The following is a 19,445-nucleotide window of genomic DNA, read 5'->3' as shown; positions in this document are numbered from 1 at the left end:
CGTCGGTGGCGGGTCCCTGGGTGGGCCCGGGCCACCGGTGCCGGTGCGCGGTTCGGGTCGGGACTTGCTCTGCGCGCGCATCAGTGGCCAGAGAGCGAGGGTACGCCCTGTCGATCAAGGACATGTTGCCGTTGTTCGATCCGCCTCGGTTCGTGGCGCGTTCCGCGCCGCGCCCGGTGCCGGCTTGCGCGCCGCGCCCGGTGCTGCCAGCTTCCGGGTCGAGCCGGCGTTCCGGGCCTTCGGCAGTGCCCGGCGTGCCGCCCGGGTCCGGGCGCGGGCGGGTACGGCCCGGTCGAGGACCCGGCGGACCACCGCGACCAGAGCGGCGTTCACCTCGTCCGGTCGCTCCATCATGAGCATGTGACCGGCACCGGGGCACAGCGTCAGCTCGGTGGCCGGCAGGGCCTCGGCGATCGACTGGGCGCACGGCGGCGGGGTGAGCCGGTCCCGGTCGCCGACCAGGGCCGCGACCGGGACGTCGCCGAGGGCGGCCAGGGTCTCCAGGCGGTGCTGGGCGCCGATCGACTGCCGCAGGCCGCCGACCGAGACGAGCGCGGTGCGGGCCACCGCCGAGCAGGTGAGCCGCAGGTCGGCCGGGTCGTAGGCGTCGCCGAAGAGCAGCCAGCGCAGCGACGGCCGCAGCGCTCTGAGCAGGGGTCGGGGCGTACGCCAGGAGCCGAACCGGGCCAGCACGCCGGCGCCGGTGGTCTCCGCCAGCCGCACCAGCCGGCCGATCCGCGACGGCAGCCCGTACCGGGTGTGGGTGTGGCCCTCGGCGGTGGTGGCAACGAAGACCAGGCCGGCGACCCGGGCGGCGAAGTCGGCCGGGTGCCGGTGGGCGTACTCCATGATCGTCATGCCGCCGAGCGAGTGGCCGGCGAGCACCACCGGGCCGGTGGGCGCGACCTCGGCGAGCACCGCGGCCAGGTCGTCGCCGAGCTGGTCCAGGGTGGCCGAGCAGCGCGGGGTGCAGCCGGACCGGCCGTGCCCGCGGGCGTCGTAGCTGACCACCCGGACGGCGTCGCCGAGCGTCTCGGCCAGGGCGGCCACCTGGCGGTGCCAGGTGCGGCCGTCCAGCGTCCAGCCGTGCAGCAGCAGCACCGTCACCGGCGCGTCGGCCGGACCGGCGATCTCCGCGTGCAGCTGGACGCCGTCCGGCGCCGTGACCGGAACGTGGTCGGGCATGGCCACCTCCGAGTAGGTCCGGGTGCGGTCGTCCGAGAGCTTTGGTGGCATTTGTCGCGCGGCTCCCGTCGATCTCTTGTACCCCTCGTCCCACCAGGTGAATCCGCGGTGGTGAGAAGATTCGCAACAGACTTCGCTGGCGGGCGCCGAGACGGAAAGCTGTACCCCATGTCCTCGCCGTCCGGTTCCCGGGAAGTGGCGACGCCGGTCGCCTCCACCTCGCCGCCGCTGGCCGCCCGTGGGCCGGCGGAGGCCCTGGCCGAGCTGCTCGCCGGCAACCGCCGGTTCCTCAGCCGGCAACCACTGCACGGTCACGACGTGACCGCCGCCGAGGCGAGCGCCTCCGGCGACCAGCAGCCGTACGCCGTGGTGGTCGGCTGCATCGACTCCCGGGTGCCGCTGGAAGCGATCTTCGATCAGACCTTCGGTTCGATCTGCGTGGTCCGCTCGGGCGCGCACGTGCTCGACCAGGCCGTGCTCGGCTCGGTCGAGTTCGCGGTCACCGCGCTGCGCGTCCCGCTGGTCGTGGTGCTCGGTCACGAACGCTGCGGGGCGGTCGCCTCGACCGTGGCGGCGCTGCGCGAGGGCGAGCAGCCGCCCGGGGCCCTGGCCTACCTGATCGAGCAGATCGCGGCGGCCGTCACCGACGTCGGGGTGGACCATCCGGACGTGCACGCCCTCGCCACCCGCCGGCACACCGCCCGCACGGTGGCCCGGCTGCGGGAGAGCGCCGCGCTGGCGGCCGGCTGCGCCGACGGCCGGGTGGACGTGGTCGGCGCCATCTACGACCTCAGCACCGGCCGGGTGGACCTGCTGACCTGAGGGGCGTACCGGCCGGTCTCGCGGCCTCCGGTCTTCCGGTCGTTGGCTGCGGGGCGTGGGCAGCCGGCCGCGCGGTGCTGTCGTCGCAGTCGCTACGCGCGACGCCCCGGCGCGGAGGGTTCCCCGCCGGGGCGTCGGACGTCGGTGCGAAGTAGCGGCCCGGCGGCAATGCCGGGCCGGGTTGGCTCAGGACTCGAAGACGCCGGCCTCGACCAGACGCTTCTCGGTGGTGTCCCAGCCGTCCTGCGGGTAGGTCGCGTTCAGCGCGTTGATCTCGGCGCGGATCTTGGTGGCGTGCCCGGCGCCGGCCAGCGTCCGGATCTCCTCGATGAAGGCCTCGGAGTCGGTGCGCAGGTGCGCGGTCTTACCGTTGGTGAGATTCCGCACGTAGGCGTGCTTGCCGCCGTTGAGCGGGATCAGGTACTTGAACTCACCGAGCACGCTCAGGGCGCCACCCTGGCCGGCCTGGCCGGCGCGGACGGACGCGCGCGCGGTCTTTGACGTGTTGCTCGCCACGGAGGTCTCCTTGCAGACGTACGGGAGGACAGGGGGATTCGAGCGAACTTTACACCAGCCGCGCTGCCGGGTTGGCAGACCGTGGCCGACGTGGAGTCCAACCCGGGTCACCGGTACGGTCATTCCCGGGCGCCAGTTTCTCGATTCTCTGGCGCACCATCCGTCACACAGGTCATCATGTCTCTCAACACAGCACCACTCGGTGGTCGAGGTCGTAGGGGAAGACGCACCTCGCTCTCCGGGAGGTCACCGTGCCAACGCGTGGCGTCGTATACGTCCACTCGACCCCGCTCGCCGTGTGTCAACACGTCGAGTGGGCGATCGCGCGCGTCCTCACCGCGCCGGTCAACCTGCACTGGACGGCCCAACCGGTCGATCCGGGCGCCCGTCGGGCGGAGTGCGGGTGGACCGGCAGCCCGGGGACCGGCGGCGAGCTGGCTGCTGCCCTCCGGCAGTGGCCCATGATCCGTTTCGAGGTCACCGAGGAGCCGAGTCCCGGCGTCGACGGTGAACGTTTCATGTACGTGCCCGGCCGGGGACTGTTCCGGGCCACCGCCGGCGCCGCCGGGGACATCCAGCTCGGCGAGGACCGGCTGCGCGCCATCATGGCCTCCGCGCGGGCCCCCGAGGCGCTGGCCCACGCCCTCGACAAGGCCCTGGGCACCTCGTGGGACGCCGAGCTGGAGCCCTACCGGTACGCCGGCGACGGCGCCCCGGTGACCCTGCTGACCCGGGTCGGCTGAGGCCACGAGTTGCCGGCCACCGGCGGTGGCTGGTGGGATGGGCGGGTGTCGGCCTCCCCTCGACGATCCGTCTCCGTGCCCACCCGCCCCGCCGGAACCGCCCGCCCCACCGGGAGCACCCGGTCCGCCGGGCACGCCCGGTCCGCCGGGACCATCGGGCTCGCCGCCCGGTCCGGTCGCCGGCTGTGGCCGGGCCGGCGGGCCGTCGCCGCGGTCGCGGTCGCGGCCCTGCTCGCGGGGTGCGCGGACGACCGGACCGACGAGGTGGCCGGTGCGCCGTCGCCCAGCCCGACCCCGACCGCGTCTCCGGCGGTCTCGCCGAGCGGCGACCCGGCCGCCGAGCGGGCCGCCGCCCTGGTCGGCACCCTCGCCGACGAGGACCTGGTCGGGCAGGTGCTGATGCCGTACGCGTACGGCAACTCCGCCACCCAGGTCTCGGCCGGGTCCGCGGCCGGAAACCGGAAACTGGCCGGCGTCGACACCCCCGCCGAGATGGTCGCCCGCTACCGACTGGGCGGGGTGATCCTGGTCGGCTTCTCCGCCGACGACCCCACCGGCGCCAACCAGGCCACCACGAACGTCGACAGCCCCGCCCAGGTCAAGAAGCTGACCGGCGGCCTGCAGGCCGCGGCCGGCAAGCTGCCCGCCGGCGCCGCCCCGCTGCTGATCGGCGTCGACCAGGAATTCGGCGTGGTCACCCGGATCCGGGACGGGGTGACCGCGCTGCCGAGTGCGATGGCCGCCGGGGCCGCCGGGGACCCGGCGCTGACCGAGGCGGCCTGGCGGGCCGCCGGCACCGAACTCGCCGCGCTCGGCGTCAACGTCGACTTCGCGCCGGTCGCCGACGTCCTCGGCGAAGCGGACAGCCAGGTGATCGGCTCCCGCTCCTACGGGGCCGATCCGGCCGGGACCGCGGCCCAGGTCGGCGGGGCCGTGCGGGGCCTGCAGTCGGCCGGGGTGGGCGCCACCCTGAAACACTTTCCGGGCCACGGCCACACCGCCGCCGACTCCCACTCCGACCTGCCGGTGCTCGCCCAGGACCGGGCCGCCCTCGACGCCGGCGACCTGCCACCGTTCACCGCCGGCATGGCAGCCGGCGCCTGGCTGGTGATGTCCGGCCACCTCGACGTGCGGTCGGTCGACCCTGGGGTGGCGGCCACCTTCTCCCGGAAGGTGCTCACCGAACTGCTGCGCGACCAGCTCGGCTTCACCGGCGTGCTGGTCACCGACGGCATGAACATGGCACCGGCCCAGAAGTACCCGGCCGGGGAGGCGGCGGTCCGGGCCATCAACGCCGGCAACGACCTGCTGCTGATGCCGCCGGACGTGGGCGGGGCGTACAACGGCCTACTGGCGGCGCTGCGGGACGGCTCGCTGCCCCGCGAACGGCTGGTCGAGGCGGCGACCCGGGTGCTCACCCTGCGATTCCGGCTGGCCGACCGGCCGGCGCCGGAGATGGCGGTGCTCAACAGCCCGGCACACCGGTCCGCCGCCCGGAAGCTGGCCGCCGCCGCGGTGACCATGTTGCGCGGCTCCTGCACCGGCCGGCCGGTGACCGGCCCGGTGACGATCACCGCCTCCGGCGGCCGGGACGGCACCCGGAAACTGCTGGCCGAGGCGCTGCGCGCCGCCGGGGTCAAGGTGGTCGCGGGCGGTGGCACGGTCGTGCACCTGATCGGGTACGGCGACGGCCCGGCCGACCTGCGACCCGGCGCCGCCGTGACGGTGGCCATGGACACCCCGTACCTGCTCGGCCGGGCCGACTCGAAGACCCTGCTGGCGACGTACTCGTCGACCCCGGTCGCGATGGCCGCGCTGGCCGACGTGCTGGCCGGCAAGGCCCAGCCGACCGGCAGGTCCCCGGTGCCGGTGCCCGGCCTACCCGCCACCGCCTGTGCCGGCTGACCCATGGCTGCCCGAGCCCGGCGGGCGGTGACCTGCTGCTGGTAGCGTTCGGTCGTCCGTCAGGCCGACCGGGGGAAGGGTGCCGGGCCGTGATCCAGCCGGAGCCGACCCTCTCCGTGGTCGTCCCGATGTTCAACGAGGAGAGCGTGCTGCCGCTGTTCGCGCAGCGGCTGCGTCCCGTCCTGGACGGGCTCGGCGAGCCGTACGAGGTGGTGGCCGTCGACGACGGCAGCTCGGATGCCACCCCGGCCGTCCTCGCCGGGCTGCGGCGGCGCTGGCCGCAGCTGCGGGTGATCCGGCTGCGGCGCAACAGTGGCCACCAGTCGGCGCTGACCGCCGGCCTGTTCCGGGCCCGCGGCCGCTACGTCGCCAGCATCGACGCCGACCTGCAGGACCCGCCCGAGACGATCGTCGAGATGCTGCGGCTGGCCCGTGACCGCCAGCTCGACGTGGTGTACGGGGTGCGCGCCGACCGGTCCAGTGACGCGCGGTTCAAGCGGTGGACCGCCGGCCTCTACTACCGGGTGATCCGGCGGCTGGTCGGTCAGGACGTGCCCGCCCAGGCCGGCGACTTCCGGCTACTCAGCCGGACCACCGTCGAGGCCCTGCGGGAGCTGCCCGAGCGGCGGCCGGTGCTGCGGCTGGTGGTGCCCTGGCTCGGCTTCCCCAGCGACTCCGTCCGGTATGTCCGGGCTGAGCGGGCCGCCGGCAGCACGAAGTACTCGCTGACGAAGATGGTGCGGCTGGCCGCCGACAGCGTCACCAGTTTCTCCGCCGCGCCGCTGCGGCTGGCGAGCTACCTCGGCCTGGCCGGCATGCTGATCTGCGCCGTGCTGCTGGTCGCGGCGTTCGTGGCGTACCTGCTCGACTCCACCGTCGCCGGCTGGGCCTCGCTCTACGTGGTGGTGCTCTTCCTCGGCGCCGTCCAGCTGTTCTGCCTGGGCCTGCTCGGCGAGTACATCGGCCGGATCTACGTCGCCGTCCAGGGCCGGCCCGGCTACTACGTCGACTCCGACAGCTACGTCGACTTCGACAGCGCGCCGCCGCCGACCGACGTCACCGGCCCGGCCGGCACCGACCCGGTCGGCACCGACCAGGCTGACCTCGACCCCGGTGGCAACGGTGGGCGGCTGACCCGCTCGGCGCCCGGCGCCCGGACGGCGTCGTGACGACCGACGCGCCCGCGACCAGCGCACCCGAACAGCCCACCGAACCCGCACCGGGCCGACCCCGCCCGCTCTGGCGCTGGCTGCCACTGGTGGCCGGGGTCGGCTACTTCGTGGTCGTGCTGCTGGCCGCCGACACCGCCCCGACCGACCTGCTGCGATACGCCTGGTACATCGGCTTCGGTCTGCTGCTGCCCGGCACGCTCGTCTACCGGGCGCTGCGCCGCCAGCCGCACACCCTGGTCGAGGACCTGGCCATGGGCGCCGCGGTCGGGCTGGTCCTCGAACTGCCCGCCTGGGCGGTCTTCGCCGCCCTCGACCGCCCCGGCTGGCTGTGGCTCTGGCCGCTGGCCATCGTGGCCGTCTTCGCCGCCGTGCCCGGCCTGCGCCGGCACTGGCGGGTCACCGGCTACCGGCCGGTGCCGGTCGGCTGGTCCTGGACGGTGGCCGGGTCGGTGGCGTTCTTCACCACCTACCTGTCGTACACCTTCCTGGAGCGCAACCCGGTCCTGCCCGCCGGCGAGGACACCCGGCAGTACCTCGACCTGGCGTACCAGCTCTCGCTGGCCGGGGAGGCGAAGCACCAGTTCCCCATCCACCTGCCGCAGGTCGCCGACGAGCCGCTGTACTACCACTGGTTCGGCTACGTACACATGGCCGCGACCAGCCTGATCGGCGGGATCGACCTGCCGGTGGTGGCGCTGCGGCTGACCGTGCCGGGGCTCTGCGCGGCGGCGATCGTGCTGGTGGCGACGCTCGGCTGGCGGGTCAGCGGCCGGCCCTGGGTCGGCGCGCTCGCCGCGGTGCTCTTTTTCGTGATCGGCGAGACCAACTTCACCCACCCGGTGAACATGCCGTTCGGCACCCAGGCGTCCTTCGTCGTCTGGCACGGCATGTCGATGATCTACAGCTGGGTGCTGCTGATCGCGCTGATCGCGGCTCTGGCCGACGTGGTCGACCGGCGCCCCGACCGGCCGGTCGCCCCGATCGGGCCGGGGGCGTTCGTCCTGACCGGGCTGCTGATGTTCGCCTCCAGCGGGGCCAAGGCCAGCTCGCTGCCGGTGGTCGCGCTGGCGCTGGCGTTCACCGCGCTGGTACTGCTGGTCGCCCGGCGCCGGATTCCGTGGGCGGTGGTGGTCGCCGGCCTGCTGGCCGGTGCCGCGCAGCTCTTCGCCACCGCCGTGCTCTACCGCTTCAACGCGTACGGCATCGAGGTCGGGCCGTTCTGGAGCTTCGAGCGGTTCTGGGAGCAGCCACCGACCAGACCGGACTGGCAACAGCCACTGGTGGTCGCGGCCGTGCTGGTCGCCTTCCTGATCAACATGCAGGCCCGGCTGGCCGGCGTCGTCGCGCTGCTGTGGCGCCGCCGTGGCCGGCTGGCGCCGTTACAGGTGTTCCTGCTCGGCGGGGCGCTGGCCGGCGTCGCGCTCTACGTGCTGCTGCGCCAGCCGGGCGGAGCGAACGAGTACTTCACCCGGGCCGGCTTCACCTTCGGAGTGGTGCTGTCGGCCTGGGGGTTCGCGCTGGTCTGGGACCGGGCCACGCTGACCGGGCGGCAGCGGGCGGCGCTTGGCGGCTGCGCCGCGGCGCTGGCCGTCCTGCTGACGCTGATCCAGCTGCGCTACGCCGGCCCGGCCCCCTACGGCCAGCCGCTCGACCCGGTACGGCCACTGCTGGGCTGGCTGCTCGGGCTCGCCGTGCTCGGCGTGCTGGCCGCCTCGTTCTGGTACGCGCTGCGGCCCGGGGTGCCGGCGCTGCGCGGCCGGGGCGGCCTGGTGACGCTCACCGCCGTCCTGGTGGTCGGGGCGCCCGGCCTGGTGATGGACATGTACAAGTCGACGCAGGCCCCCAACGGCGGCGCGTACGCCAACGTGCCGATGCCCAGGTCCCGCATTGACGCGGCCCGCTGGACCCGGGACCAGAGCCGACCCGACGATGTGATCGCCACCAACGTGCACTGCCTGGCGATCCGCAACGGCTGGTGCGACTCCCGGACCTTCTGGCTCAGCGCGTACGCCGAACGCCGGGTGCTGGTGGAGGGCTGGGGCTTCGCCCCCCGGGTCGCCACCACCGGCCCGTACACCCCGTTCTGGGATGAGGACCTGCTGCGGCGCAACGACGCGGCGTTCAGCGCACCCACCGCCGACGGGCTGGCCGAGCTGCGGGACCGGCACGGCGTCCGGTGGCTGGTGGTGGACCGGTCGATCGGGGTCGAGTCACCGGAGCTGGCCGGGCTGGCCACGCTCGGCTTCGACAACGGCCGGCTGGCCGTCTACCGGCTGCGCTGACCGCGGGCGCCGCCCCGGCCGGCTATTCGAGTTTGACGTCGGCGACCTCGACCTCGCCGTACGGTGGCTCCGCCCGGCCGTCCCGGACGGCCGCCAGCGCCGTGACCAGCTCCTCGATCGCCGCGTCCCGGTCGGCGCCCACCTTGATCGGTGTCACCCCGGGCGCGATCAGCTCGGGTCTCGCGGCGCCGAGCACCACCGGGAAGATGCAGGGGTTCGCCTCGAAGTAGGTCCGCCGGGCCTTGATCTCCCGGACCACCCAGTTGGTCTCCGCCCGCCCCCGGATCTGCACGTTCGAGGAGATGATCGGCACCAGGGCGCGGGAGTGCTTCAGCGCGTCGTTCACCTCCCGCGCGAACCCGGCGCCGCTGCTCGGCTGGTTCATGAAGACCGACAGCCCGCGCGAGCGCAGGGCCGCCGCCCAGATCCCCGCCTCGGCGGCGTCGTTCGTGGTGTAGGAGATGAAGACGTCGTAGCTGAAACAGGGACCGGCGGCCGCGTCGAGCACGGCCCGGCGCAGCGCCTCCCGCTTGTGCCGTTCGAGCTTGTTGATGCCGCTCGCCTCGATGCGGAAGACCGCGACCGAGTTGCTCACGACGTCGAACCGCGGCTTCGGCAGGACCAGAATCCCCGGCAGGTTGACCCACAGCACCGGGAAGTTCTCGTGGCTGAGTTTCTCGGCCTCGCCGACCTGGTTGACCAGGGTGCCGGCGGCGAGCAGGTAGACGCCGTCGCGCCGGTCGGTCGAACCGGTCGAGCCGGCCGCGACGGCGTCGGCGAAGGTGACCTGCCGCAGGCTGTCCGGCAGGGTGATCAGCTCACAGTGGTCACTCAGCTCGGCCAACGGGTCGGCGTCGGACCCGGCCGGCTCGGCGAGCGGGCCGTTGCCTTCGGGGCCGAGCAGGAACGGGACGTCCTGGCTGACGTACTCCAGGATGCGACGGTCGATGAAGCTGGCGATCGTGGTGCGGGCCCGGTCCGCCGCCCGGTCGTTGCGGCGGCGCAACTCGACCAGCTGACGCTCGATGTCGCGGTAGTGGAACGAGAGCAGCACCACCGGCGTCATCGCCACCAGGTCGGCGGTGCGGTGCCGACCGAGCGCGAACGCCAGCTCACCGACGACGTCACCCTCCTGGTGGGAGAAGTTCGGCTCGATCGAGCGGCTGGTCGCCGCGGCACTGTGCTTGTAGACGCCGACCCGGCCGCGCAGGATCACGAACATCGTGTCGCCGCCGTCGCCCTCGCGGCAGATCACGTCGTTGTACTGCCGCTCGACCAGCTGCGCCGACTGGACCACCTCGCGGCGCATGGTCGGTTCGAGGAACTCGAAGAAGGGATTGACGAGCACGTTGCCGTCGTGGGTGGTGTAGAGCAGGTCGAGCTGATTGAGCCGGTCCAGCGCGGTGAGCGCCTCCCGGTCGCTTTTGTTGACCTGCAGGATCCGCCGGGCGTAGTAGATGACGTCCCAGCCGGACTCCGGCCGCTTCGGACCGGTCACCGCCCGGAGCTGCTCGCGGTCACCCTCCGTCGGCGCGTACCACCGGGACCGGATGGCCCCGACCGACATCAGCCAGAGCTGCTGATCGGTCCCGCTCTTGTCGCGCAGCGTGCGCGGTTCGTGGAACCGCACCTCCAGCCAGTCGGCCTCCCGCTCGATCCAGCGCCGGAAGGCGTCGGAGGCGACCACCCCGTCGGGGCCGCCCCGGCTGAGCAGCCAACCGGCGACGTTTATGCCGTTGCCGACCACCTGCACCCGACCGTCGGCACCGGCCAACTGGCTCACGTCACCGGCGTGGGCGGTGAGCCGCAGCCGCACCCCTGCCCCCGCGGACCAGGCGGCGAGCCGGTTGACGTGGTCGATCGCGGCCAGGCTGGCACCGACGCGCTCCGGGAAGACCACATGGCCGCCGTCGCCGCCCGAGGCCCAGACCGCGTCCGGGAACTTGCCGATGGTCTCGGCCACCACCGCGTTCACCCCGGCGACCCGGTCGAACTGCACGTCGTGGTTGGACTCCGACGAGTGGCCGACGATGTCGCAGGAGATCACCAGTACCTCGTGCAGCTCCAGTGCGGACCGACCGGACACGAGCTGCCCCCTTCTCCCGAGGGCGGCCCAGAATCCGCCCGAGCGGACCTGCCAGCCGAACGCGGCGGGCCACCGGTGGACGGCTACCGCGTGGGTGCTGAGCAGGCGCCGAACCGATGCCTGCCACATCGGATCGACAGTGGAGCGCAACCCGCGCCCCAGGTGCGTTTGTCACGTCGTGCGTGGTGCCCGTGCGCCGCGACTACTCCACCGGGCGTGGTGATGCCCGACGGCACCATGTTACGCCTGGTCAGCCACAGTCCTCATCGGTCCGTTTCGCGGAGGTCGGGGTGGTCAGTTGTCCGTGACGGCCAGGACGGGGGTACGCATCCGCATCATCCAGTGGCTGGATGGGATCCGGGTGGCGTCGTCGACGACCGTCCCGTCGACGGATGCGAAGTGGTCCCGGCCCAGCGCGACGAACTCCTCCGGCGTCCGGACGTACTCGCCCCGGTCGTTCTCCGACATCCACCGGGAGATCCGGCCCTGGCCGGGTTCGAAGCAGGGGTCCACCGCGATCACCCGGCCGTTCGGCGCGAGCGCCCGGGCCGCCACGTCCAGCAACTGCCGGCAGTCGGCGTCGGAGAGATGGTGCAGTAGGCCGAGCAGCAGGATCGCGTCGGCCTGCGGCAGCTCGGTGAGGTGCTGCTCGCCGAAGACCTCGCAGCGGAACTCGGCCAGGTCGCTGCCCCACCGCTTACGGGCGTGCGCGACATAACGGGCCGAGGTGTCGAAACCGTAGTAGCGGACCCGGGGGAGCCGGGCGAAGTAGTAGGCCGGTCCGCAACCCACGTCGATCACGGTGTCCCCGTCGGTCAGCGCGAGCTCGTCCAGACACCGGTAGCGCAGCCGGTCGGCGCCGACCGCGCGCTGCAGGGCCACGTACAGGGCCTCGTGGCCGAGCAGGTTCTTCACCGCTGCCAGCATCCGGTCTCCTCGCGGGTGTGGTCCGACCGCACGAGGCTATCCAGCCGGTACGGGTCGGCGCCGACCGGCCCCGACCCGTACCGGAGTGGAAAGAGCGGCGCGAGGCTCAGGGCCGGGTGAAGACCAGCGCGACGTTGTGCCCGCCGAAGCCGAACGAGTTGTTCAGCACGGCCGGGACCTCCATGTGCCGCGCCTTCTGCGCGGCCACCTCCAGGTCGAGGCCGTCGTCCGGATCGTCGAGGTTGATCGTCGGCGGGACCACCCCGTCCCGGATGGCCAGGATCGAGGCGATCGACTCCAGCGCGCCGGCCGCGCCCAGCAGGTGGCCGGTCATCGACTTGGTGGCGGTCACCACCGGGTGGTCGCCGAGCGCGGTCCGCAGCGCGATGATCTCGGCCAGGTCGCCGACCGGGGTCGAGGTCGCGTGCGCGTTGACGTGGACGATGTCGGACTTGGAGACGCCGGAGTCCTCGATCGCCTTGGCGATGGCCCGGACGGCACCATGGCCCTCCGGGTGCGGCTGCACCATGTCGTACCCGTCCGAGGTGAGCCCGGCCCCGGCGAGCCTGGCGTAGACCCGCGCGCCGCGCGCGGCGGCGTGGTCGGCCCGCTCCAGGACGAGTACGCCGGAACCCTCCCCGAGGACGAACCCGTCCCGGGCCTTGTCCCACGGCCGGGACGCCTTCTCCGGGTCGTCGTTGCGGGTCGACATCGCCCGCATCGAGGCGAACCCGGCGATCGGCAGCGGGTGGATCACGGCCTCGGTGCCGCCGGCCACCACCACGTCGGCCCGCCCGGACCGGATGATGTCCAGGCCGAGCGAGATCGCCTCGGCACCGGTGGCGCAGGCGCTGGCCACCGAGTGCACCCCGGCCTTGGCGCCGAGTTCCAGGCCGACCCAGGCGGCCGGCCCGTTCGGCATCAGCATCGGCACGGTGTGCGGGGAGACCCGGCGGGGCCCGGACGCCTCCAGGATGTCGTCCTGGGCGAGCAGCGTCTGGGCACCGCCGATTCCCGACCCGATGCTGACCGCGAGCCGTTCCGGGTCCAGCCCGGCATCGGCCAGACCGGCGTCGGCCCACGCCTGGTGCCCGGCGATCAGGGCGATCGCCTCGGACCGGTCCAGCCGGCGCAGCTTCACCCGGTCCAGCGTCTCGGACGGCTCGACGGCGAGTTCGGCCGCGATCCGCACCGGCAGTTGGGCGGCCCACTCCTGGGCCAGCGCCCGCACCCCGGAGCGGCCGGCGAGCATGGCGTCCCAGGTCGACGCGACGTCCCCGCCGAGCGGGGTCGTCGCGCCGAGCCCGGTGACGACGACGTCGGGACGACCCATGATCAGGACTGGGCCTGAATGTAGGCCACCGCGTCGCCGACGGTCTTGAGGTTCTGTACCTCGTTGTCCGGGATCTTCACGCCGAACTTCTCCTCGGCCGCGACGACCACCTCGACCATCGAGAGGGAGTCGACGTCGAGGTCGTCGGTGAACGACTTCTCCTCGGCGACGTCGTCCGGGTTCACCCCGGCGACCTCTTCGAGGATCTCGGCGAGGCCGGTGGTGATCTCGTCACGCGTCATGACTGGTGGTTCCCTTCACTTGTTGGAAAAGTCGTACCTGGGGTCGGTGGTGGTGGTTCAGGGGCAGCGGACGACCTGGCCGGCGTAGGTGAGCCCGCCGCCGAAGCCGAACAGCAGAACCGGCGCGCCGGACGGCACCTCGCGCCGCTCGACGAGCTTGGAGAGGGCCAGCGGCACGCTCGCCGCCGAGGTGTTGCCGGACTCGACGACGTCCTTGGCGATCACCGCGTTCGGGATGCCGAGCCGCTTGGCGATACCGTCGATGATCCGGGCGTTGGCCTGGTGCGGCACGAACGCCGCGATCTCCTCCGGGGCGACGCCGGCCCGCTCGCACGCCTGCCGGGCGATCGGCGCCAGCATGGTGGTGGCCCACCGGAAGACCGACTGGCCCTCCTGGGCGATGTAGGGGCGCCAGCCCTCGATGCGTACCGCGTCGCCCTTCTCCGGGGCCGATCCCCAGACCACCGGGCCGATCCCGGACGGCTCGTCCGGGCCGGTCGCGGTGACCACCGTGGCGCCGGCCCCGTCCCCGAAGATGATGCAGGTGGAGCGGTCGGTCCAGTCGGTGAAGTCGGAGAGCTTCTCGGCCCCGATGACCAGGGCGTTGCGGGAGGCGCCCGCGGAGAGCGCGTGGTCGACCACCCCCAACGCGTACGAGAAGCCGGAGCAGGCGGTGTTGAGGTCGAAGGCGCCGGGCGCCTCGATGCCGAGGCGGGCGGCCACCCGGCAGGCGGTGTTCGGGCTGCGGTCGATCGCGGTGCAGGTCGCCACCACCACCAGGTCGATGTCGGCGGCGGAGAGGCCGGAGTTGGCAAGCGCCTTGCCGGCGGCCGCGGTGGCCATGTCGGTGAGGGTCTCGGTGTCGGCGATCCGCCGGGTGGCGATGCCGACCCGGTCGCGGATCCACTCGTCGTTGGTGTCGACCAGTTCGGCGAGTTCGTCGTTGGTGACCACCCGGGAGGGCTGGTAGTGCCCGACCGAGAGCAGCCGGCTCACGACCGGGCCTCGCGTGCCCGGCCGGCGGGGCGGTGGGCGCGGCCGGTCGGCGCGGAACCGCGGTGGGTGATCATGAGAGCTCTCCTGGGATGCGGGCGGCTGGAGCGCCGCCGTGCCGGGCGATCAGGTCCCGCGCGGCGGGCAGGTCGTCGGGGGTGTTGAGGGTGACGATCTCCGGGGCGCCGGTGCCCTTGAGCTCGCGCTTGATCAGGCCGGCCAGGGTGCCGGCCGGGGGCAGCTCGATCACCCCGGTCACCCCGAGATCGCGCAGCGCGTGTACGCAGAGATCCCAGCGGACCGGCGCGGTCACCTGCCGGACGAGTCGGTCGAGCAGCTCCCGGCCGTCGCCGACCGCGGCCCCGTCGAGGTTGGAGAGCAGGATCCGCTCCGGGTCGGTCGGGGTGATGCCGGCGGCCAGGTCGGTGAGGGTGCGTTCGGCGGTCGACATGTACGGGGTGTGGAACGCGCCGGCCACCTTGAGGGTGATCGCGCGGGTCCCGGCGGGCGGCTCGGCGGCCAGCTTGGCCAGCCGGTCCACCGCTCCGGCGGCGACGATCTGGCCGGCGCCGTTGCGGTTCGCCGGGTAGAGCCCGTGCGCCTCGATCGCGGCCAGCACCTCGGCCGGGTCGCCGCCCATGACGGCCGCCATGCCGGTGGCCTCCAGCTCGCAGGCGGCGGCCATCTCCCGGCCGCGCACCCCGGCCAGGGCGATCGCCGATTCGGCGGAGAGTGCCCCGGACAGCGTGGCCGCGCCGAGTTCGCCGACGCTGTGCCCGGCGGTCACCGCGACCTCGTGGCCCCCGCCCGGCAGGTGCTCGGCGGCGAGCAGCGCGGCGGCGACCAGCAGCGGCTGGGTGCGGGCGGTGTCCCGGATCTCGTCGGCGTCGGCCTCGACGCCCAGGTGCACCAGGTCGACGCCGGCCAGCGCGGACCACCAGCGCAGCCGGGCGGCGGCGCCGGGCAGGGCGACCCAGGGAGCGAGGAAGCCCGGCTTCTGGGAACCCTGTCCGGGCGAGAGGACGGCGAGCACGGTTAAGACTCTGCTTTATACCGAGGGGTCACGTGGGTGCCGGTAGGCACCAAACCGCACTACAACCTTTGTGAGGATCGTACAAAGATCGTTTTGCGTCGCTGCGCTCTATGCGCGTTATGACGTTAAAGTTACTTCAAGTCCGGTTGGCCGGGCCGCCGCCGAGCGCCGGTGCCGCCGGATCCAGCCGGCCGACCGCCAGCGCAATCCGCAGCGCGAACGCGTCCCGGGGCGCCAACGGTGAGAAGCCGGTCACATCCGCGACCCGTCGGAGCCGGTACCGCACCGTGTTCGGGTGCACGAACAACGACCGGGCCGCGCTCTCCAACACGCCACCGGCGGCGAAGAACGCGTCAAGCGTCTCCAGCAGCTCGCCGCCGGAGCGGACCAGCGCCGCGTACACGTCCTGGCGCAGGCTGCGTCGCGCCTCCGAGTCACCGGCCAGCGCCCGCTCCGGCAACAGATCCACGGCGGCCACCGGGCGCGGGGCGGTCGGCCAGGCCGACGCCGCCCGGAAACCGGCGAGCGCCGCGCGGGCCGAATCGGTCGCCTCGTCCAGGCTCGGCACCGCCGGACCCACCACCACCGGGCCGGCCCCGAATCCGCCGAGCATCCGCCCGGTCGCGGCGAGCGGATCCGGCGCTCCGCCCAACACGATCACCAGCCGGTCACCGTGCACCCCGCCGATGGTCTCCACGCCGATCCGGCGGGCGGCCCGATAGACCGTGTGCAGGACGGCGGCCACCTCGCCGCCGGGGGAGCGGCCGACCGCCACCGCCACCGGCGGGGCGTCCGCCCAGCCCAGCGCCGCGGCCCGGCTGGCCAGCACGTCCGGGGAGTCGCCGCGCAGCAGCGCGTCGACAAGCAGCGCCTGCAACCGGGCGTCCCAGGCGCCGCGCGACTCCGCCGCCCGGGCGTACACCCGGGCGGCCGAGAAGGCGATCTCCCGGGAGAACTTGAGCACCACCTCGCGCAGCAGCTGCTCCTCACCCGGCTCGGCCAGGTGCGGAACCTGCTCCTCGACCACCACGATCGTGACCTTGATCAGCGCCACCGCCTGCTGCAGGCTGATCGACCGGGCCAGCGCCCGGGGAGCCGCCGCGAACACCTCGTCGGAGATCTCCTGCGGTGCGTCGTCCAGCAGGGCATCGGCGGTGTCCGGCCCGCGCAACACCTCCGGGCGGTTCGCCCGCAGCCACCCCACCAGGGACTGGACGCCCGCCTGGGCGACAAGCATCACCCAGGACCGCTGGTCGGCCGGCAGCTCGCGGAACCAGGGCAGCGTCTCGTCCATCCGGGCCACGCTGGCGGTGGCCAACGCACCGGCGGCCCGTTCGATCCGGCGCAGCGTGCCGGCCAGTTCGCCCTCGTCCGGCTCCGCGGTCACGCCTAGAGCCTGTCATGCCCGGCCGGCAGCCGATCACGCCCATCCGGATCCGCCGGTCCGGCTCGGCGGGCGGACCGGCGCGGCGCATGCCAGGATTGCGGTGGTGTACGCCCGATCGGCCCCACCCGCCCAGCCGCCCCTGGCGGCTTCACCCGCCCGACCGCCGCTGGCGGTTCCGCTGGCCGCGCTCGCCGGGTTCGGCCTGCTGCTGGTCCTGACGATCGGTGGCTGGGCGCCGCTGGACGACTGGGACGCGCGGGTCAGCGAGTGGTTCCGCGGGTACGGCGACCAGCGGCCGGATCTGGTGGCGGTGATCCGGATCGGCACCGACGTCGCCGCCACCGTTCCGTTCCTGATCGCCGGTCTGCTGGTCAGCCTGGCCCTCGCCGGCCGCCGCGACTTCCGGCCGGCCTTCCTCTGCGCGGCCGTCACCGTCGCCGTGCCGCTGCTCTGGGGCCTGATGCACTGGGCGCTGCACCATCCCCGGCCGGCCGACGGGTTCGTGCTGGTGCAGAGCAACGGCTTCCCGAGCGGGCACACCAGCAACGCGGCCGCCGCGGCGCTGGTGGCGGTGCTGCTGCTCTGGCCCCGGTGCGGCCGCGCCGGCCGGGCGGTCACCGTCGGGCTGGCGGTCGCGTTCGCCCTGGCCGTCGGGCTGACCCGGTTGGCGTTGCTGGTGCACTGGCCGGCCGACGTGCTCGGCGGCTGGTTGCTGGCGCTCGTCGTCGTGCCGCTGGCCGCCCGGACGGCCCACCGGGTCGTGCCGGCGCGGATCAGCGACCGGTCCGCGGATCCTCGGGTGCCGGCAGGCTGAGCTCCTGGGCCAGGATGGCGGCCTGCACCCGACTGCGCAGACCGAGCTTGGTGAGGATCCGGCTCACGTGCGTCTTGGTGGTGCTCTCGGCCATCTCCAGCCGGTCCGCGATCTGCTGGTTGGTCAGGCCCGCCCCGAGGCAGCCCAGCACGTCCCGCTCGCGGGGGGTCAGCTCGGCCAGGGCCGCCCGGTGCGCCGCCGAGGGGCCGGGGCCGGTGGCCGCGAAGGCGCTGATCAGTCGCCGGGTGACCGCCGGTGCGATGACCCCGTCGCCGCGCGCCACCGTGCGGACCGCGTCGATCAGGCCGGCCGCGTCGGTGTCCTTCAACAGGAACCCGGCGGCGCCGGCCCGCAGCGCCCCGAACACGTACTCGTCAAGGTCGAACGTGGTGAGCACCAGCACGTCGGCCAGGCCCTCGGCGACGATCTGCCGGGTCGCCGAGATGCCGTCCAGCCGCGGCATCCGGATGTCCAGCACCGCGACGTCGGGCCGCGTCGACCGGCAGAGCGCAACCGCCTCCTCCCCGTCGCCGGCCTCGCCGACCACCCGCACGTCCGGTGAGCCGGACAGGATCAGCACCAGGCCGGCCCGGACCGCCGGCTGGTCGTCCACCACCACGACCCGTACGTCGTTCACGGCTTCTCCTCGACGGTGGGCAGCTCCGCGTGTACCCGCCAGTGGCCGTCGAGCGGGCCGGCCTCGAACCGGCCCCGCAGCAGGACGGCACGTTCCCGCATCCCGATCAGGCCGACCCGGGCGCCCGGCAGCGACTCGGCGCCCGGCACCGCGGTGGCGTCGGGCAACGGGTTCTCGACCACCAACCGGACCAGGTCCGGCCGGTAGTCGATGGTCAGGGTCGCCCGGCCGGCCCCGTGTTTGACGGCGTTGGTCAGCGACTCCTGCACGATCCGGTACGCGGCCAGGTCGACGCTGACCGGCAGCGGGCGGACCCGGCCGAGGGTCTCCAGCCGCAACGCCAGCCCGGTGCCGCGGGCCTTCTCCACCAACCGGTCCACCTCGACCAGCCGGAACCGGATGGGTCCGTCGCCGGCCGGCGGCCCGGTCGCACCGGCACCCCCCGCCGCCCCGGCGGTCGCGGCGCCGCCCCGGTCTCCGGCGCCCGCCTTGTCGGTGCTGTCCGGCTCGGCCGGCTCCCGGAGCAGGCCGATCATCTGGCGCATCTCGGCCAACCCCTGCACGCTGTTCTCCCGGATCACCCGTAACGCCTGATTCACCTGCTCCCGGTCCAGGCTCGCCACCGAGAGCGCCGCCGTCGCGTGGATCGCCACCGCGCTCAGGTGGTTGGCGATCACGTCGTGCAGTTCCCGGGCCATCCTGGTCCGCTCGGCGGCCACCGCCTGCCGCTGGTCGAGCTCGGCCAGCCGGGCGGTCTGCTCGGCGCGGAGCCGCTCCGCGGCGGCCTGGTCGCGGTACTGCCGCACGCTGATCCCGGTGACCACCGGCAGCACACCGATCAGCGCCACCAGGACCCCGAACTGGGCACCCTGCCACGACCAGAAGACCAGGACGCCGAGCAGGGCGGCGGCCGGGGTCAACGCCACGGTCACCACCAGCAGGCCCCGCCACATCCGCCGCGAACCGAAGACGCAGGAGTCGTAGAGGACCTGGCTGTAGACGAGCAGGGTGCCGAGCGAGCCACCGAACAGCAGGTCGGCCAGGGTGGCCGCGGTGCCCAGGGCCAGCCCGGTCCGGGTGGCGACCCGGCGCAGCGCCACCGCCACACAGCCGACCCCGAGGGTGACCAGCAGGAGCCGTTCGGGCAGATGGTCGGGTGCGGCGGTGATCTGCCGGTGGAAGCCCATGCTGTAGAGCACCAGGCCGCCGACCAGATAGCCGGTCGCGATCGCCAGGTCCCGGCGCAGCGAGCCGCGATCCAGCCCCAGCCGCGTCAGCACCGCCGCGCTCCCGGTCATGCTCCGATCCCACCACAACCGGGCGGCGGCGGCCTCGACCCCGCGGTGGAGCCGGCCGGCCACCGGTATC

The 19,445-nt window shown here is 73.7% G+C and carries 15 protein-coding genes and 2 pseudogenes; 6 read left to right on the top strand and 11 right to left on the bottom strand.

Annotated features, from left to right (window positions below; all coding sequences use genetic code 11):
* Nucleotides 1–291: 291 nt before the first annotated feature.
* A pseudogene (locus tag O7627_RS24680) lies at nucleotides 292–1,185 on the bottom strand (alpha/beta hydrolase); the annotation flags it as partial.
* Nucleotides 1,186–1,353: 168 nt separating this feature from the next.
* On the opposite strand from O7627_RS24680, the gene O7627_RS24675 reads away from it, so the two are divergent.
* Nucleotides 1,354–2,007 carry a carbonic anhydrase gene (locus O7627_RS24675; RefSeq protein WP_278095858.1) on the top strand — a complete coding sequence of 218 codons (654 nt, stop codon included), beginning with the start codon at nucleotides 1,354–1,356 and terminating at the stop codon, nucleotides 2,005–2,007.
* Nucleotides 2,008–2,193: 186 nt separating this feature from the next.
* On the opposite strand, the gene O7627_RS24670 is transcribed toward O7627_RS24675, so the two are convergent.
* Nucleotides 2,194–2,523, bottom strand: coding sequence for a hypothetical protein (locus tag O7627_RS24670; protein WP_278095857.1), 330 nt, complete (start codon nucleotides 2,521–2,523; stop codon nucleotides 2,194–2,196).
* 251 nt (nucleotides 2,524–2,774) lie between these two features.
* Between O7627_RS24670 and O7627_RS24665 the strand changes: the two genes are divergently transcribed.
* The 4 genes from O7627_RS24665 to O7627_RS24650 all read left to right on the top strand — a co-directional run bounded on the left by O7627_RS24665 (nucleotide 2,775) and on the right by O7627_RS24650 (nucleotide 8,625).
* Nucleotides 2,775–3,266, top strand: coding sequence for a DUF3145 domain-containing protein (locus O7627_RS24665; protein WP_278095856.1), 492 nt, complete (start codon nucleotides 2,775–2,777; stop codon nucleotides 3,264–3,266).
* Nucleotides 3,267–3,449: 183 nt separating this feature from the next.
* Nucleotides 3,450–5,171 (top strand): glycoside hydrolase family 3 N-terminal domain-containing protein, encoded by a 1,722-nt coding sequence (locus O7627_RS24660; protein WP_278098420.1) that lies wholly within the window; start codon nucleotides 3,450–3,452, stop codon nucleotides 5,169–5,171.
* A gap of 89 nt (nucleotides 5,172–5,260) precedes the next feature.
* Nucleotides 5,261–6,340 (top strand): glycosyltransferase, encoded by a 1,080-nt coding sequence (locus O7627_RS24655; RefSeq protein ID WP_278095855.1) that lies wholly within the window; start codon nucleotides 5,261–5,263, stop codon nucleotides 6,338–6,340.
* A complete protein-coding gene (locus O7627_RS24650; protein ID WP_278095854.1) occupies nucleotides 6,337–8,625 on the top strand; it encodes a hypothetical protein in 2,289 nt (762 codons plus the stop codon). Before O7627_RS24655 ends, O7627_RS24650 begins: the two co-directional genes overlap by 4 nt.
* 22 nt (nucleotides 8,626–8,647) lie before the next feature.
* Here O7627_RS24650 and O7627_RS24645 read toward each other — a convergent pair whose 3' ends face one another.
* The 7 genes and pseudogenes from O7627_RS24645 to O7627_RS24615 all read right to left on the bottom strand — a co-directional run bounded on the left by O7627_RS24645 (nucleotide 8,648) and on the right by O7627_RS24615 (nucleotide 16,626).
* A complete protein-coding gene (locus O7627_RS24645) occupies nucleotides 8,648–10,711 on the bottom strand; it encodes a cyclic nucleotide-binding domain-containing protein (protein ID WP_278095853.1) in 2,064 nt (687 codons plus the stop codon).
* Between the two features lie 294 nt (nucleotides 10,712–11,005).
* Nucleotides 11,006–11,638 (bottom strand): class I SAM-dependent methyltransferase, encoded by a 633-nt coding sequence (locus O7627_RS24640; protein WP_278095852.1) that lies wholly within the window; start codon nucleotides 11,636–11,638, stop codon nucleotides 11,006–11,008.
* Nucleotides 11,639–11,744: 106 nt separating this feature from the next.
* Complete coding sequence (gene fabF / locus O7627_RS24635; RefSeq protein ID WP_278095851.1) at nucleotides 11,745–12,971, bottom strand: beta-ketoacyl-ACP synthase II; 1,227 nt, start codon at nucleotides 12,969–12,971, stop codon at nucleotides 11,745–11,747.
* A gap of 2 nt (nucleotides 12,972–12,973) precedes the next feature.
* Nucleotides 12,974–13,213, bottom strand: coding sequence for an acyl carrier protein (locus tag O7627_RS24630; protein WP_278095850.1), 240 nt, complete (start codon nucleotides 13,211–13,213; stop codon nucleotides 12,974–12,976).
* 57 nt (nucleotides 13,214–13,270) lie between these two features.
* Nucleotides 13,271–14,209, bottom strand: coding sequence for a beta-ketoacyl-ACP synthase III (locus O7627_RS24625; protein ID WP_278095849.1), 939 nt, complete (start codon nucleotides 14,207–14,209; stop codon nucleotides 13,271–13,273).
* Nucleotides 14,210–14,306: 97 nt separating this feature from the next.
* Nucleotides 14,307–15,239 (bottom strand): annotated as a pseudogene (locus O7627_RS24620) (ACP S-malonyltransferase); the annotation flags it as partial.
* A gap of 136 nt (nucleotides 15,240–15,375) precedes the next feature.
* Nucleotides 15,376–16,626 (bottom strand): helix-turn-helix domain-containing protein, encoded by a 1,251-nt coding sequence (locus O7627_RS24615; RefSeq protein WP_278095848.1) that lies wholly within the window; start codon nucleotides 16,624–16,626, stop codon nucleotides 15,376–15,378.
* Nucleotides 16,627–16,729: 103 nt separating this feature from the next.
* On the opposite strand from O7627_RS24615, the gene O7627_RS24610 reads away from it, so the two are divergent.
* Nucleotides 16,730–17,440: a phosphatase PAP2 family protein gene (locus O7627_RS24610; RefSeq protein WP_278095847.1), complete on the top strand. Its 711-nt coding sequence runs from the start codon at nucleotides 16,730–16,732 to the stop codon at nucleotides 17,438–17,440.
* Here O7627_RS24610 and O7627_RS24605 read toward each other — a convergent pair.
* Complete coding sequence (locus O7627_RS24605) at nucleotides 17,400–18,077, bottom strand: response regulator transcription factor (protein ID WP_278095846.1); 678 nt, start codon at nucleotides 18,075–18,077, stop codon at nucleotides 17,400–17,402. The genes O7627_RS24610 and O7627_RS24605 overlap by 41 nt on opposite strands.
* Nucleotides 18,074–19,375: a histidine kinase gene (locus O7627_RS24600; RefSeq protein WP_278095845.1), complete on the bottom strand. Its 1,302-nt coding sequence runs from the start codon at nucleotides 19,373–19,375 to the stop codon at nucleotides 18,074–18,076. The genes O7627_RS24605 and O7627_RS24600 overlap by 4 nt, the downstream gene beginning before the upstream one ends.
* Nucleotides 19,376–19,445 lie beyond the last annotated feature (70 nt).

It is taken from the genome of Solwaraspora sp. WMMD1047 (assembly GCF_029626155.1).
GTDB lineage: Bacteria > Actinomycetota > Actinomycetes > Mycobacteriales > Micromonosporaceae > WMMD1047.
Note: the sequence above shows the minus strand (reverse complement) of the source record. Positions and strands in the feature narration are given on the sequence as shown.

Coding starts and splice junctions, on each gene's coding strand:
- O7627_RS24675 (WP_278095858.1), top strand. CDS start 1,354: ATGTCCTCGCCGTCCGGTTCCCGGGAAGTGGCGACGCCGGTCGCCTCC.
- O7627_RS24640 (WP_278095852.1), bottom strand. CDS start 11,638: ATGCTGGCAGCGGTGAAGAACCTGCTCGGCCACGAGGCCCTGTACGTG.
- fabF (WP_278095851.1), bottom strand. CDS start 12,971: ATGGGTCGTCCCGACGTCGTCGTCACCGGGCTCGGCGCGACGACCCCG.
- O7627_RS24630 (WP_278095850.1), bottom strand. CDS start 13,213: ATGACGCGTGACGAGATCACCACCGGCCTCGCCGAGATCCTCGAAGAG.
- O7627_RS24600 (WP_278095845.1), bottom strand. CDS start 19,375: ATGACCGGGAGCGCGGCGGTGCTGACGCGGCTGGGGCTGGATCGCGGC.